Origin of the sequence: Mesorhizobium sp. M7A.F.Ca.US.011.01.1.1 (assembly GCF_003998295.1) — a bacterium.
Classification (GTDB): domain Bacteria; phylum Pseudomonadota; class Alphaproteobacteria; order Rhizobiales; family Rhizobiaceae; genus Mesorhizobium.
On the sequence record NZ_RZRT01000098.1, the window covers coordinates 1 to 11,722 of the forward strand.

Sequence of the window (11,722 nt, forward strand, 5' to 3'; positions counted from 1 at the left end):
ATTGCAGGCCGAGCGATTCAGTCCACAGGCACGCTTATCAGACGATCCCGCAGAACAGCCTGTAGTGGACGCGTTTTATATAGTCCCGGTACTCCGGCGTGGCGGCCAGCAGCGCCTCTTCGCGCAGGATGCGATGCACCTGGAAGAAGGTGATCACGGCGTAGACGGCAGATTGTAGAAGGAAAAGGCCGATAGCAGGAACAGGACATGGCCGGCAAGGTAGCCGGCATAGATCGGATGCCGCACCAGGCGGTAGGCGCCGCCGGTCATCACGCCGCGATTGCCCGGCAGAATGGCGAACGAACGCCCCAGCGATATCTTTCCCCAGATCACGAACCCCAACGCCAGGGCCTGCAGAGGCGTCGCGAAATAGACCGGAACGATGGCCACGCCTGGCTCGAGGTCGATGAAGCCGACACCGAAACTGGCGATCACCGAGACAACCACCGTGAGCGGGTTCCAGTCGCGAACCTGCGGCCGCCGCGACAGAAGCAGCCAGGTAAAAGTCAGAATCTCGGAAGTCGCCATCAGCGCCACGTTGAGACGGGTCGGGTCGAGCATCAAGTGATATACGCCGCGGTAGACGAACATGCCCGCGAAGGCCGGCGCGCAGATCCGAAAGAAACCTTCGCGCAAATCCACCAGGATTCCGCGCTTTCGGGCTGCGGACAAAATCCTGCCGTTACTGACGTGCGAAAGCGCCTCGCTTTTTGATATGAGCAATGCATTGCACGCAACCATTGCCGGGCAGTTAATCACCAAGATCAGATCGGCATTAAACTGGCTGTCGGGGAGCCAGGGCGCCACTTCCAGACGACCCTGCTCCACGCGGTCGCCCAGAAAGACTGGCGACCCATTTCATTTGATTTTGCCAGACTAGCTCAGATAGTCGTTGCGGAAATAGCTTCCGAAATCCGGGCGTTGAGCAACCAGCTTGCCGTCGGCATCACGCAAAATGCCGGACGCGAAGAGATAGCCGCCGATCGCTTCCATCTTGGCCGAATCCATCGTCCCGATGGCGCCGCTTTGGCTGCGCAGATAATGGCCGTCGATCAGCGCCTTCAGCGAGGCGAGGATCAGCGCCGGATTGGTCAACGCATCCTTGTTGGCCGCGATCAGCAGGGCTGCCGCATCTTCGAGGTGATCGACCGCGAACTGGTAGCCGCGCCGTGTCGCCTGGACAAAGGCTGCCGCAGGCTTGGGGTTTGCCTGGAGATAGGCTTCGCTCGAAGAGATCAGTGTCGTATGCTCGTCAGACACGCCGTAATCGGCATAGACGAAGCTGCGTTGTTTGACGCCCTTGAGCTCGGCTTCGACACCCTCCCAGGTCGAGACTTCGAGCGTGAAATCGACCGAACCATTGGCCAGCGCCTCATAGGCTGAGGTGCCGAGCGTCACCGTCTCGAAATTGCCCTTGCCGCCATCATGGCGGATGATGGTCGATATCAGGGCGTTTTCCCAGGCGCTGCCGAAGCCGCCATAGGTCAGGCCGTCGAGGTTTCTCGGGCTTACTATCTCGCTGCGGGCCGCATTGAAGACCACGCGGCCGGTTTCCGATTGCACCACCGCATAAACGCCCTTCAGGTCCGCTCCGGCGGTTCTCTGGGTGAACAGGCTGATGGTGCCGTTGATGCCGAAATCGGCGACGCGATTTGCAACCAGCGTGCCCGCACCGGTATCGCTGTAAGGCAGGATGTCGACCTCGAGCCCGGCCTCGCGATAGAAGCCCTTGTCGCGGGCGACGAACAGTCCGATGTGGTTGGTGTTGACCGTCCAGTCGAGGGCAACGGTGACCTTTTGTGCCGATTGTGCTTGGGCTCGCCCCGATCCGGCAACGAGCGGAAGGCCGGTGGCAAGGGTCAGCAACAAGGCCTGCCGGCGCGTCAATTCAGTCATGTTCGTGTCCCTTGGATGGATTGGGGTTGAGGATGATGTCAAGGATCTCGGCCTCGAGCGCACTTGCCTGGCGCGCGGCATCGCCGCCAAGGCTGCGCGGGCGCGGCAGCGGCACCTTGATTTCACGCACGATGCGGGCCGGGCGCGCCGACAGCACATAGATGCGGTCGGACAGGAACACGGCTTCGCGCACGTCATGGGTGATCAGGAGCGCCGTCCAGCGATGATGCCGCCACATCTGTTCCAGCCAGCGCTGCACGGCCGTGCGGGTCAGCGCGTCGAGCGCGCCGAACGGCTCGTCGAGCAAAAGCATGTCGCGTTGCTGCACCACCGTGCGCAGCAAGGCCGCGCGCTGGCGCATACCGCCGGACAGTTGCGCTGGAAAATGCCGCTCGAAGCCGGCAAGCCCGAATTCGGCAAACAACGGCGCAACGCGCGCCCGCGCCGCCTGTCTCCTCATGCCTTGCACTTCGAGCCCGAGCGTCGTGTTGTCGAGGACGCGCCGCCACGGCATCAGCGCGTCGCGTTGCGGCATGAAGGCGAAATGCCTGCCGTGGTCATCGAGGGGCGTGCCGTCGAACAACATCTCGCCCTCGCCATGCTCGGCGCCGGTCAGAAGCTGGAACAGCGTCGACTTGCCGGCGCCCGAGGGCCCAAGGATCGAGACGAATTCACCAGCGCCGACACTCAGCGAAATATCGGCCAGCACGTCGAGCCCACCGAACGCCTTGCACACATGCCGCAATTCGAGCCGGCTCATCGCCACGGCCCCTTGCCGGCGGTTTCCTTGCCGGCGTGATCCCAAGGCATGGCAAGCCGCTGCAGCAGTACCGTCAACCCGAACAGGACAAGTGTAAGCGCTGCGCTGACGCCGACGGCGGCCAGCACCAGGTCGGGGCGGAAATTGTTCTTGGCATTGAGCATATAGATGCCTAGCCCCTTCGCAGCACCCGCATATTCGGCGAAAATGGCGCCGACCACGGCATAGGTGATGGAGATCCTCAGGCCAGCAAAGAAGTAAGGCAGCGCCGAAGGCAGCCGCGCCAGCACGAAGACGCGCCAGCGCCCTGCCCCCATGGCGCGCAGCATCTGGCCGATCTCGGCCTCGGTCGACTCGTAACCCTCGACCAACGCCACCAGCATCGGAAAGAAGGTGACAAGCGCCACCAGCATGATCTTGGGTGCCAGTCCGAAGCCGAACCACAGCACCACCAGCGGCGCGATCGCCACCAGCGGCAATGTCTGGCTGACGATGAAGACGGGAAACAGCGCGCGGCGCAGCGGCTGGAAGAAGTCGACCAGCATCGACAGCGCAAAGGCGGCACTGAGCGAACAAGCAAAGCCAAGCAGCGTGGCGCGGACGGTCGGAACGGCGTTGTCGACCAGCGCCTCGCGATTGAGCAGCGCTTGCTCGAAGACGCGCGACGGCGCCGGCAGTATCGTCGGCTTGATGCCGGAATAGGTGGCATAAAGCTCCCACGCCAGCAGGAGCACCCCGACCGAGATCATGGCCGGTCCTGCCTTGACAAGAAGGCTCGCGATCGGGCGCGAAGCGACTGATGATGAGACCACGGCAGATAACCTTTGACGGCCGCGCAAAAGCGGCGGCAGCTTCAGACAGCCGACGGGCTGTTGGCCGAGACCGTGACGTCGAGGGTTACGTGGCCGGCACCCGGTCCAAAGCGGCAGAAGGCCTCGTCCAGCGCCGAAAAGATCGCGCCGGCATCACCGCGCAATTTCGTGCAGAAATGCTTGGAGCGCTCATAAACGCCCGACTGCTTGAGAAAATCGATGCAGCCGTAGATCTCGTCCATATGGTCGTCGGTGCCCATCACATAGAGCGAGAACTGCGCTGCCGCCGGCTGGCCAGTCGAAGCCGCGCCGCGCACCGCCGCGATGGCCGCATCCCTGCGCGGGCCGAGTGGCCCGACAGGCCCGCCAAGTGCATCGGAGCGGCAGATCGGATCATCCGGCTCGCCAGGGCACCCGCGCGAGATGGTGGCCGACAACACGCAATGTTTGCCGCTGCGTGCCGCCGCCACGAAGAGGTCGCGCATGGCGGGAAACAGCACTTCGGGCGGCCCGACCAGCAAGGTCGAGATGTCGTCGGTCTCGATCCTGAGCTTGTCGCGCCAGGGATCGAGCGCACCGAGCGCGCCAAGAATGACACCGACGAAATCGTCGGTCATGGGGTATAGGGAAATCTGTGCGCCTGAAAACATCGCCCGCCTCGCTCCGCTGGTATTACCCAGATCAGCTTCTAGGGTCTGTGGGCTTGCCGCCCCCGTCTCAGCCCCGACCGTACGGAGCACCCCTGTGGATGTGCGCCTTAAAGCATCATTCGAGTTCAAGGGGAAGCCGTTTTTTCAGAGCACTGCGCCAAAAGCATTGCGTCAGTCACGGTGCCCCTGAGCGGAATTTTGTCGGGACCTTCGCCGCCGCGACCGGTTGTCCCCACAGTCGCAACGCGATCACTTTCGTAGAAAATAAGCGACGACTTCACAGAAATGGAGACAGACCATGTTCATGAAAATCCTCGCAGCTTCGGTTCTCACCATTGGTCTGGCCACGTCAGCCATGGCGCAAAGCGCCGGCAGCAACAACGCAAATGGAAGCGGCAGCGGCAAGTCGGTGACGGTTGAGCCGAACACGCCGGCTTCACCGAATACGATCGAGCCGGACACTGTCGACCCGGGCACGACCAACAGCACGACTGGCACGGTAGGGGACATGAATTCGAACGCGGATCAGAATTGCCCGACCAACCCGCAAGGCGCGCAGCCGGACGCCGATGGTAACGCGACGGCGCCAACGGTAAACGATAATCATTGTGGCAAGTAACTTACGTCGCAAACGGATGAAGCCGCTGGGCATCGCCCAGCGACTTCATCCGTTTCTCTGGTCCGCAGCACTCGCTTTGCCGAACAGCCGGATTTCTGGAGCGGGTTTGCCGGCGGGCGGGCGCGAAAATAGGTGTTTTGAATTGAGCAGCCGTTTGAGCACTCTACCGTAGGTAAAATACAGGACCCGACCGTTGGCGAGATCGAATTCCACTGTTCCCCACCGCCTGACCGGAGCCTTTCCTGTGCAGGGCCCCAGCCTTCTGATCTGGAATCCCAGCCTGACTTTGCGCGTTCCGATTTCAAGATAGATGCCTGGCAGAAGGCCAAGCACATGCCATAGCCGTACAACATGCTCGACCGACATGGCCGGCGAGATTATCAGGTGGCTGGGCTGAAGCCGCGCCCAGACGAAGTCGCCTTTCGGCTGCGGCATTCCTGACAACAGCCCCCGGCAGTAGGCCGGCACCGCCTCGCTCACCAGAATCCGCATAGCGGTTGCCGTGCTGTCGACCAAGGCTTCTCTCGATGTCCAGTCAGCTTCGGAAAACGGCACCTGCCCGAGAATGTCACCCTCGTCAAAACCGGCGGACATCTTGTGGAGCGTGACGCCGCCATGAGCCGCATACCGGCCGTCCACGGCCAAGCGCTGGATCGGATGGGGCCCTCGATAGTCGGGGAGCAGCGCCGGGTGGAGGTTGACCCCGCCTTTGGAAAAATGGCCAAGAACCTCTTGAGGGATCAAGACAGGCAAAGTGTAGCAGACCAGCACATCGGCGCGGACGTCAGACAATTGCCGACCAAGCGCATTCCAATCGTAAGGGCGGCCAAATTCGATCAACTTGACAGGCGTGTTACCGATAAACCGCCTGAGCAGCAGCTTGCGTTGAAGCCTTCGCCGGAAATTGCCAATGCTGAAACCGGTGGGACGACGCCGGAACCCGGGCACGATGATCGCGCCAATTGCATTTCCAGCCTCTAGCCAGCCGGCGAGCAGAGGCCCGGTATAGTTAGAGATATCGAGGACAAAAACGGCTGTGATCGGCTCCGAGTGATCGGTCGATTCGATCGGCCTCATCTTCGGCGGCTCAAACGGGCCGACAGATCAGGGCGAGCTTGTCAGGTCGGCTGAGTGGAAGGCGATGCCAAGGCAGTGACAACCGAAAGACGCTCGCGTTTTACAAACACTGGCTTTTCGTAAACTTTTTTCACGGCCCGTCTCCCGAAATCAACTCTTCCTGCGCAATTGGACCGCGATACGGCAGGCTGTCAACCGCCTGACCGTGTTTGCCTACCGCATCCGCATTCGCCGTTGACGAAGGTGTTCGAAGGGCGCTCGGACATTATGAAAGCTCAATGGCCGACGCGACAAGACGCGCTGACTGAAAGAGGTTTGGATGCGATGATCTGCTCGACGACACCGTCGAGCAGCAATGCAGGGCAAATCGCAGTTGCAAATCTACGAAACCGCCGTCTCGCGAACCGGCAGCTTCCAGCCTGGCCTGACGAAGTGGCAGGTGTATCCGTTGGGATATTTCTCCAGATAGTCCTGATGCTCGGGCTCGGCTTCCCAGAATGGACCAACGGGTGCGACTTCGGTGACGACCTTGCCCGGCCACAGGCCCGAGGCATCGACATCGGCGATGGTGTCCTCGGCGACGCGCTTCTGTTCGTCGCTGGTGTAATAGATCGCCGAGCGATAACTCGTCCCGACATCGTTGCCCTGGCGGTTGCGGGTCGTCGGATCGTGGATCTGGAAAAAGCGTTCCAGCAGCGTGCGATAGCTTATGATGGCCGGATCGAAATTGATCTCGATCGCTTCGGCGTGGCTGCCATGGTTGCGATAGGTGGCGTTAGGCACGTCGCCGCCGCTGTAGCCGACGCGGGTGGAGATGACGCCGGGATAGCGCCGTATCAAATCCTGCATGCCCCAGAAACAGCCGCCGGCAAGGACTGCACGTTCGGTCGAAGTCGCCATGTCACGTCTCCTCAAAAGCAATTCCAGGAAAAGTGTGTAGCGGTTTTCCGTCTGGAATTGCGTAAAAGCAAGTGGTCTCGCCATAAATGGGCATTGTCACCCGCTTCGTCCAGCGGACGCGGTGGATCTACTTCAGTTGCTCGTTTGGGCGAGGCTGTCGATCAAACCCGGTAGCTTCATGCCAGGCGGAATGGCGGCAAAGCTGATCGCCACCGGTGGTGCCCTGAGCGACCAGTCGAAAAGAACGGTCTTGACCGGGATGTTGCCCAGCCACGCCAGCAGCCGAGGTGGCACGCCGCTCCCGGGCCAGACCAGGAGCATGCCGTGATCGCGCAGCCGCTGGCTGGTGATCCAGGGGGCGAGCCGCATGTCGAGGTCGGTGAAGATCGACGGCTTGTCATAGGCGTTGAGGCCCGCCAGCAACGCGATGCGGGTATCGCCGCCGACGATGTCGAGCCGACCGGGCACCGCCGCGTGCCAGACCGCCTCGGCTTCGTCCGAAATCTGCCGCGCTGGCCAGCAGACGGCATCCATGCGCCCGCGCAAATTGCAACTCGTCCAGCGGATGCCCGCATAGGCACCGGACATGCCGAGGATGCAGGCGAACGCGCAGATCGCCAGCCGTCGCAGTTCGACGGCGCCGAGCCGATGACCCAGCAAGGCGAGCGCCACAACGCCGACCAGATTGTACATCGGCGCGCCCCACGCCTCGCCGGCGCCGGTGAACAGCGAAGCCACCATGACAAGCACCGCCGGACCAAGCCCCATCCACACGAGATAGGCCAGCGCGCCGCGCTCGATGGGCTGTTCCGGCGCGGGCGAACGCCGCAACAGCCCCGATATCGCCAGCACCAGCAATAAGCCGCAGAGCCCCGCCATTTGGACACCGATATAGTAAAGGCGGGCGCGGTGGACCAACACCCATTCATCGCGGCCGGCGACATAGGTCAGCGGCAGGAAATCGATGCGGTAGAGCTGGACGGCCAGCGGCGCGGCGACGGCGAGGAAAACCGCGAGCCCAAGCCAGGGCCAGGGCGTGGCGAGCCGATTGCGTGCCCGTGTGTCCGACAACAGCCAGATCGCCCCGAAGAGCAACAGCAACCCGGTGGAAAACTTGGCATAGAGCCCGACGCCCGACACCAGTCCGAGCGCCAGCCACCAGCCCGGCCCACCGCCACGGCCCGCACGCCACAGCAGCCAGCAGATTGCGGCCCAGAAGGGCATCTGCGCGTAATCATGATTGAACTGCGGTGTCGGCCAGCCGAAGAAATACAATGACGGCATCAAAAGCACGGCGGCCAGCCCGCGGGTTCTCCCGAGCATGTCGCGGGCCAGCAGGTAGACGAAGACGAAGGTCGCCGAGACGACAAGCTGGGCGAGCAGATATTGCGGCCAGCGGAACGATCCGGTCAGAAGATGGCTGATCTCGAGCAGCCAGCCGGGGAGCTGCGGATGCTTGTAGGTCAAAAGCACCCATTCGCGGCCCCACATGAAGCTCTCGACGACATCGCCGGGCGGGGCGGCATCGACAAGCGCCGGAACCACGGTCCAGCACAGGATCTGCGTCAGGCATAACAGCGCCAGACCGGCTTCTGGATAGCGCGTCAGCCCCGGCCAGATCGACGACTGCCGCCAGTCGCCTGGAACAGAACTGCCGACCGGCAGCCAACCGTTCATGGGTTCGTCGATTCGCGTCATGCGGTGGATAAATCACACCGGACGGTTTTACGAACAGCCCAGAACTTGAAGCTTACGAAAATGTATACTTGGCCGACCATGGCAAAACCAAGATTGAGGCAGAATTTCGCGCCACCATGCCGCCTCTCCCGTCATCATATGCCAGCAAGACAACAATGGAACACGCTATCCCGCAGCACCCTGAACATGCCGGGCATGGCGCCTTGGGCGTGATCGCGGCAGGTGTCGCCTACGCCTGACCGGCTCCCGTCCCCAAAAAAGCATCCAGGATTTGAAAAATGCGCCACCACCATGCCGTCATTCATTACCGTGCGCTCGATTTCTGGATGGCCCGTGCGGCCGTTCTCGTCATCATCTGCCTGCAGCTTCTGGTCATCAACAATCTCTCATTCGGGCCGCGCTGGCTGGCGCCAGCGCTGGAGGCGGCCCTGCTGCTGCCCTTGTCGGTGGCCACCGCCTGGACACAGGCCGCCACCCGAAGGGCGGTCGAGGACCACGAGTGGCATGCGATCGGCCAGTTTCGGGTCATGATCCGCAGAGCAGCCCTGACCATGACCGCCATCATCAGCATCATGAATTGCGGTTCGCTGGTCCTGCTGGTGCGTGCCTTGCTGGAGGGCCATGCCGGCAGTAGCGGTACGACGCTGCTGATCGACGCACTCAACATCTGGGTTACCAACCTCATCGTGTTTGCCTTGTGGTTCTGGAGCACCGACCGCGGCGGTCCGCCGACCTGCGGCCTCGTCAAGCTCGCACAGGCCGATTTCCTGTTCGCGCAGATGACGTTGAACGACCGTGAGCTTCGAGATTGGCTGCCCGGCTTCGTCGATTATTTCTTCCTCGCCTTCACCAATGCGACCGCATTTTCGCCCACCGATACCTTGCCACTCTCCCAGCGCGCCAAGCTGCTGATGATGGCCGAGGCCATGATCTCGCTGCTGACCATCGCGCTGGTCGCGGCACGCGCGGTCAACATCCTCGCTTGATCGGCCCGACACGCGAAAATAGCCCGCCCGGCGAACCGGAACGGGCTATTTTGGGTTGTCTTCGATGATTGGAATGCAGCGCCGAACTAGTGGCGCTTGCCCAGCCTGTAGCTGTTGCCGCCCAGCAGGTTGACGCCGAGCCCGCTCAGAACGCCACCGACGATGTTGGTCTTGTTGCCGTTCAGAATGCCTGAGACGACATTGCCGCTCAGGATGTTGTTGCCGCTGAGCACGTCGTTCAGCGCGGTGATCTTGCCAAGGTCGATGGATGGCGAAACATTGATCAGGCTGCCCGAATTGCCTCCCCAGCCGCCCGAACCGCCGCACCCACAACCTGCCTCGGCGGCTCCAACGGACGATGCAACTGCAACAGCGGCTAAAATAACAGTGAACTTGTTCATGAAAGCTACTCCCGTTTGATGATGGAGATGGCTTCCGTCTTCTGTGGTCTACCTCTTGTTTAACAATATATGAACACTTCATCCGCTCAAGTCTTTATCTAGTTTCGGTGCATCAATCAAAAATTAACAATAATCATTATGCATAACCGACATGATTAACTTGCTTGTGACAACGGGCGATGACGAGACCGGTCAGATCGAATGCCGCTCAGCAATGGCCGATCGGAAATACAAAAAAGCCGCCCCGGCGTGAGCCGAAGCGGGCAGCGGTCGTTTCTGGAAATGAGAGCAGCGCCGCGCCAGATCGCCTGCCTCGGCAATTCCGTCAGGCAGTAGCCAACAGACGACGCGGTGCCAATAGCTACTCCTCCACCCCCGGCTTGAATCTCCGCACCACAAACTCGAACAGCACGTCCGAAATCCACATGGCGCAGACGCCGATCAGGAAGGCGGCCGCCAGCGTGGTGGTGTCGTCGGCGGGATCGGGCATCGGCAGGCCGGCGATCCTGGCGTAGGAAACCGCCGGCAGCGTCAGGTACGGTTTATAGGCCGCCAATTGATTGGTCCGGCGCCGTCTGTCCAGTTCGGCCAGCAGCGCCAGATATTCCATCTTCACGGACATCACCGGGCTCTTCGAGGAACGGCCTGACGACCGCCTCGAGGGCGCGGATGCGGCTGCGGATCTCGTCATCGCTCAGGCCGTCCATTTGGTTGATCTTGGCATCGAAATCCTTGGGCAGCACCGACAGCACGATCTTCAGATACTGGTCCGGCTTGTCGGCCCGCACCTCGGCGATGACGCCGGCGCCATGTGTGCGGAAATCGGCGCGCACGGCGGCCAGGAAATCGTCGCCCAGTGTTTTCTTGGCGCGCTTGCGGCGCGGCTTTTGCGCGGCCGCTTTGGCGGCGGGGTTGCGCTTTGCCGGCTTGCGGCGCGTTGGCCCGGCGGCGGTCTTGTCAGTCACGGACGTGCCCATCCACGGCGTTGGCATCGGCAGCGGAAATGCCGGCCTTCGGCATCGATCCGGCCCGGCTGGCCGGTTTCTTTGAACGAGCGGATTTCTTCCTGGTGCGCTTCTTGGCTCCCTGGACGCGCTTTGGCTTTGCCGCGTCGGCAGGCTTCGCCGCCGGGGCAGGCCTTGCCAGACCGGCCCGCGCCCTGAGACGCGCCATGACCAGACCGACAAGGTGCCCGGCGATGCCGGCCTGCGAGAACCCGAACTCGCCAGCCTCGTCCCGCACCATGCCGATCTTTACGCCGGGCGCGACCTCCTCGAGACGCCCCAGGCGTGGCTGCGGCGCAATGCCTTCGAATTCGCCGATCGCGCTGACGATTTCCTGGCCGTCAGCATCGGTGATGATGGTGGCGTAGCGGGTCATGGGTGTCTCTCGGATTGCGAAATGAGTCATCGGGCGAAGGATGGCATTCCTTGGCGCCCCCTCTGTCCTGCCGACATGTCTAGCCCAGCAACAAAAAACCCGCCTCAGGGGCGGGTCGTTGGCGCAACTCAGCACCATGGACAAAAATGTAGCATAGCTGCACTCACCCCGTCAACCGTTTTCTGAGAAAAAATTCCTAGTCCGGAACTACATCCGCAGCCTGAGCGAAGGCAGATTGGCATCGCTGGCCGTCATCGTCACGAAGCTTGCCTGACCGGAGCCTTGATCGTAACGAAGGGGCAGAAACAAAAAACCCGCCTCGGTGAACTGACCCCTTAAAGTTGGACAGTTTAAGGTGCCGGCAGATTTAAGGGCTGGGTTCTGTATTGCACAGGGCTCAGCCCTTTCAGTTTCAGTTTGATGCGATCATGATTGTAGTAGTGGATGTAATCCTCGATGCTGGCCTTGAGGCTCTGAACGTTCTCGAAGGTATTGGGGTAGAAGAGCTCGGATTTGAGTGTTGCGAAGAAGCTCTCGATAGGT

At 61.6% G+C, this 11,722-nt stretch carries 16 protein-coding genes and 1 riboswitch; of the genes, 3 read left to right on the forward strand and 13 right to left on the reverse strand.

Annotated elements, in window-relative coordinates; genetic code table 11:
- Positions 1 to 153: 153 nt before the first annotated feature.
- From EOA13_RS35340 to EOA13_RS35360, 5 genes are all read right to left on the reverse strand, one after another.
- The gene (locus EOA13_RS35340) at positions 154 to 642 is read right to left on the reverse strand and encodes an isoprenylcysteine carboxylmethyltransferase family protein (RefSeq protein ID WP_245490577.1); all 489 of its coding nucleotides are present in this window, start codon (positions 640 to 642) and stop codon (positions 154 to 156) included.
- Positions 643 to 876: 234 nt separating this feature from the next.
- Positions 877 to 1,896: an ABC transporter substrate-binding protein gene (locus tag EOA13_RS35345; protein ID WP_127297810.1), complete on the reverse strand. Its 1,020-nt coding sequence runs from the start codon at positions 1,894 to 1,896 to the stop codon at positions 877 to 879.
- Positions 1,889 to 2,656, reverse strand: coding sequence for an ABC transporter ATP-binding protein (locus EOA13_RS35350; RefSeq protein ID WP_127297811.1), 768 nt, complete (start codon positions 2,654 to 2,656; stop codon positions 1,889 to 1,891). Before EOA13_RS35350 ends, EOA13_RS35345 begins: the two co-directional genes overlap by 8 nt.
- A complete protein-coding gene (locus EOA13_RS35355; RefSeq protein WP_127297812.1) occupies positions 2,653 to 3,405 on the reverse strand; it encodes an ABC transporter permease in 753 nt (250 codons plus the stop codon). The genes EOA13_RS35350 and EOA13_RS35355 overlap by 4 nt, the downstream gene beginning before the upstream one ends.
- A 104-nt stretch (positions 3,406 to 3,509) precedes the next feature.
- Positions 3,510 to 4,118, reverse strand: a complete 609-nt coding sequence (locus tag EOA13_RS35360; protein ID WP_127297813.1) for a YkoF family thiamine/hydroxymethylpyrimidine-binding protein — start codon at positions 4,116 to 4,118, stop codon at positions 3,510 to 3,512.
- Positions 4,109 to 4,222, reverse strand: a riboswitch (TPP riboswitch). It overlaps the preceding gene by 10 nt.
- Before the next feature lie 194 nt (positions 4,223 to 4,416).
- Between EOA13_RS35360 and EOA13_RS35365 the strand changes: the two genes are divergently transcribed.
- Positions 4,417 to 4,737: a hypothetical protein gene (locus EOA13_RS35365; RefSeq protein ID WP_023814068.1), complete on the forward strand. Its 321-nt coding sequence runs from the start codon at positions 4,417 to 4,419 to the stop codon at positions 4,735 to 4,737.
- Between the two features lie 45 nt (positions 4,738 to 4,782).
- On the opposite strand, the gene EOA13_RS35370 is transcribed toward EOA13_RS35365, so the two are convergent.
- The 3 genes from EOA13_RS35370 to EOA13_RS35380 all read right to left on the reverse strand — a co-directional run bounded on the left by EOA13_RS35370 (position 4,783) and on the right by EOA13_RS35380 (position 8,391).
- Positions 4,783 to 5,814 carry a formyltransferase family protein gene (locus EOA13_RS35370; RefSeq protein WP_127297814.1) on the reverse strand — a complete coding sequence of 344 codons (1,032 nt, stop codon included), beginning with the start codon at positions 5,812 to 5,814 and terminating at the stop codon, positions 4,783 to 4,785.
- A gap of 381 nt (positions 5,815 to 6,195) precedes the next feature.
- Positions 6,196 to 6,714, reverse strand: coding sequence for a peptide-methionine (S)-S-oxide reductase MsrA (msrA, locus tag EOA13_RS35375; RefSeq protein ID WP_127297815.1), 519 nt, complete (start codon positions 6,712 to 6,714; stop codon positions 6,196 to 6,198).
- Positions 6,715 to 6,846: 132 nt separating this feature from the next.
- On the reverse strand, positions 6,847 to 8,391 hold the full coding sequence (locus EOA13_RS35380; protein WP_127297816.1) for a glycosyltransferase family 39 protein: 1,545 nt from the start codon (positions 8,389 to 8,391) through the stop codon (positions 6,847 to 6,849).
- Between the two features lie 89 nt (positions 8,392 to 8,480).
- On the opposite strand from EOA13_RS35380, the gene EOA13_RS38190 reads away from it, so the two are divergent.
- Both EOA13_RS38190 and EOA13_RS35385 read left to right on the forward strand, forming a co-directional pair.
- Positions 8,481 to 8,651 (forward strand): hypothetical protein, encoded by a 171-nt coding sequence (locus EOA13_RS38190; protein WP_164780552.1) that lies wholly within the window; start codon positions 8,481 to 8,483, stop codon positions 8,649 to 8,651.
- Positions 8,652 to 8,690: 39 nt separating this feature from the next.
- The gene (locus tag EOA13_RS35385; RefSeq protein WP_127297817.1) at positions 8,691 to 9,398 is read left to right on the forward strand and encodes a hypothetical protein; all 708 of its coding nucleotides are present in this window, start codon (positions 8,691 to 8,693) and stop codon (positions 9,396 to 9,398) included.
- A gap of 86 nt (positions 9,399 to 9,484) precedes the next feature.
- Here EOA13_RS35385 and EOA13_RS35390 read toward each other — a convergent pair whose 3' ends face one another.
- From EOA13_RS35390 to EOA13_RS35410, 5 genes are all read right to left on the reverse strand, one after another.
- Positions 9,485 to 9,799, reverse strand: a complete 315-nt coding sequence (locus EOA13_RS35390) for a hypothetical protein (RefSeq protein ID WP_127297818.1) — start codon at positions 9,797 to 9,799, stop codon at positions 9,485 to 9,487.
- Between the two features lie 361 nt (positions 9,800 to 10,160).
- Positions 10,161 to 10,355 (reverse strand): hypothetical protein, encoded by a 195-nt coding sequence (locus EOA13_RS38425; RefSeq protein WP_206535353.1) that lies wholly within the window; start codon positions 10,353 to 10,355, stop codon positions 10,161 to 10,163.
- Positions 10,342 to 10,764 (reverse strand): hypothetical protein, encoded by a 423-nt coding sequence (locus EOA13_RS35400; RefSeq protein ID WP_245490578.1) that lies wholly within the window; start codon positions 10,762 to 10,764, stop codon positions 10,342 to 10,344. Before EOA13_RS35400 ends, EOA13_RS38425 begins: the two co-directional genes overlap by 14 nt.
- The gene (locus tag EOA13_RS35405; protein WP_127297820.1) at positions 10,757 to 11,179 is read right to left on the reverse strand and encodes a hypothetical protein; all 423 of its coding nucleotides are present in this window, start codon (positions 11,177 to 11,179) and stop codon (positions 10,757 to 10,759) included. Before EOA13_RS35405 ends, EOA13_RS35400 begins: the two co-directional genes overlap by 8 nt.
- Before the next feature lie 350 nt (positions 11,180 to 11,529).
- A partial coding sequence (locus tag EOA13_RS35410) for an IS3 family transposase (RefSeq protein WP_164780078.1) occupies positions 11,530 to 11,722 on the reverse strand: 193 nt, incomplete at its 5' end.

What these genes read in the sequence shown, in the direction of transcription:
- EOA13_RS35365 (WP_023814068.1), top strand. Translation starts at nt 4,417, where the DNA reads ATGTTCATGAAAATCCTCGCAGCTTCGGTTCTCACCATTGGTCTGGCC.
- EOA13_RS35370 (WP_127297814.1), bottom strand. Translation starts at nt 5,814, where the DNA reads ATGAGGCCGATCGAATCGACCGATCACTCGGAGCCGATCACAGCCGTT.
- EOA13_RS35360 (WP_127297813.1), bottom strand. Translation starts at nt 4,118, where the DNA reads ATGTTTTCAGGCGCACAGATTTCCCTATACCCCATGACCGACGATTTC.
- EOA13_RS35385 (WP_127297817.1), top strand. Translation starts at nt 8,691, where the DNA reads ATGCGCCACCACCATGCCGTCATTCATTACCGTGCGCTCGATTTCTGG.
- EOA13_RS35350 (WP_127297811.1), bottom strand. Translation starts at nt 2,656, where the DNA reads ATGAGCCGGCTCGAATTGCGGCATGTGTGCAAGGCGTTCGGTGGGCTC.
- EOA13_RS35355 (WP_127297812.1), bottom strand. Translation starts at nt 3,405, where the DNA reads ATGATCTCGGTCGGGGTGCTCCTGCTGGCGTGGGAGCTTTATGCCACC.
- msrA (WP_127297815.1), bottom strand. Translation starts at nt 6,714, where the DNA reads ATGGCGACTTCGACCGAACGTGCAGTCCTTGCCGGCGGCTGTTTCTGG.
- EOA13_RS35380 (WP_127297816.1), bottom strand. Translation starts at nt 8,391, where the DNA reads ATGAACGGTTGGCTGCCGGTCGGCAGTTCTGTTCCAGGCGACTGGCGG.
- EOA13_RS35405 (WP_127297820.1), bottom strand. Translation starts at nt 11,179, where the DNA reads ATGACCCGCTACGCCACCATCATCACCGATGCTGACGGCCAGGAAATC.
- EOA13_RS35345 (WP_127297810.1), bottom strand. Translation starts at nt 1,896, where the DNA reads ATGACTGAATTGACGCGCCGGCAGGCCTTGTTGCTGACCCTTGCCACC.
- EOA13_RS35390 (WP_127297818.1), bottom strand. Translation starts at nt 9,799, where the DNA reads ATGAACAAGTTCACTGTTATTTTAGCCGCTGTTGCAGTTGCATCGTCC.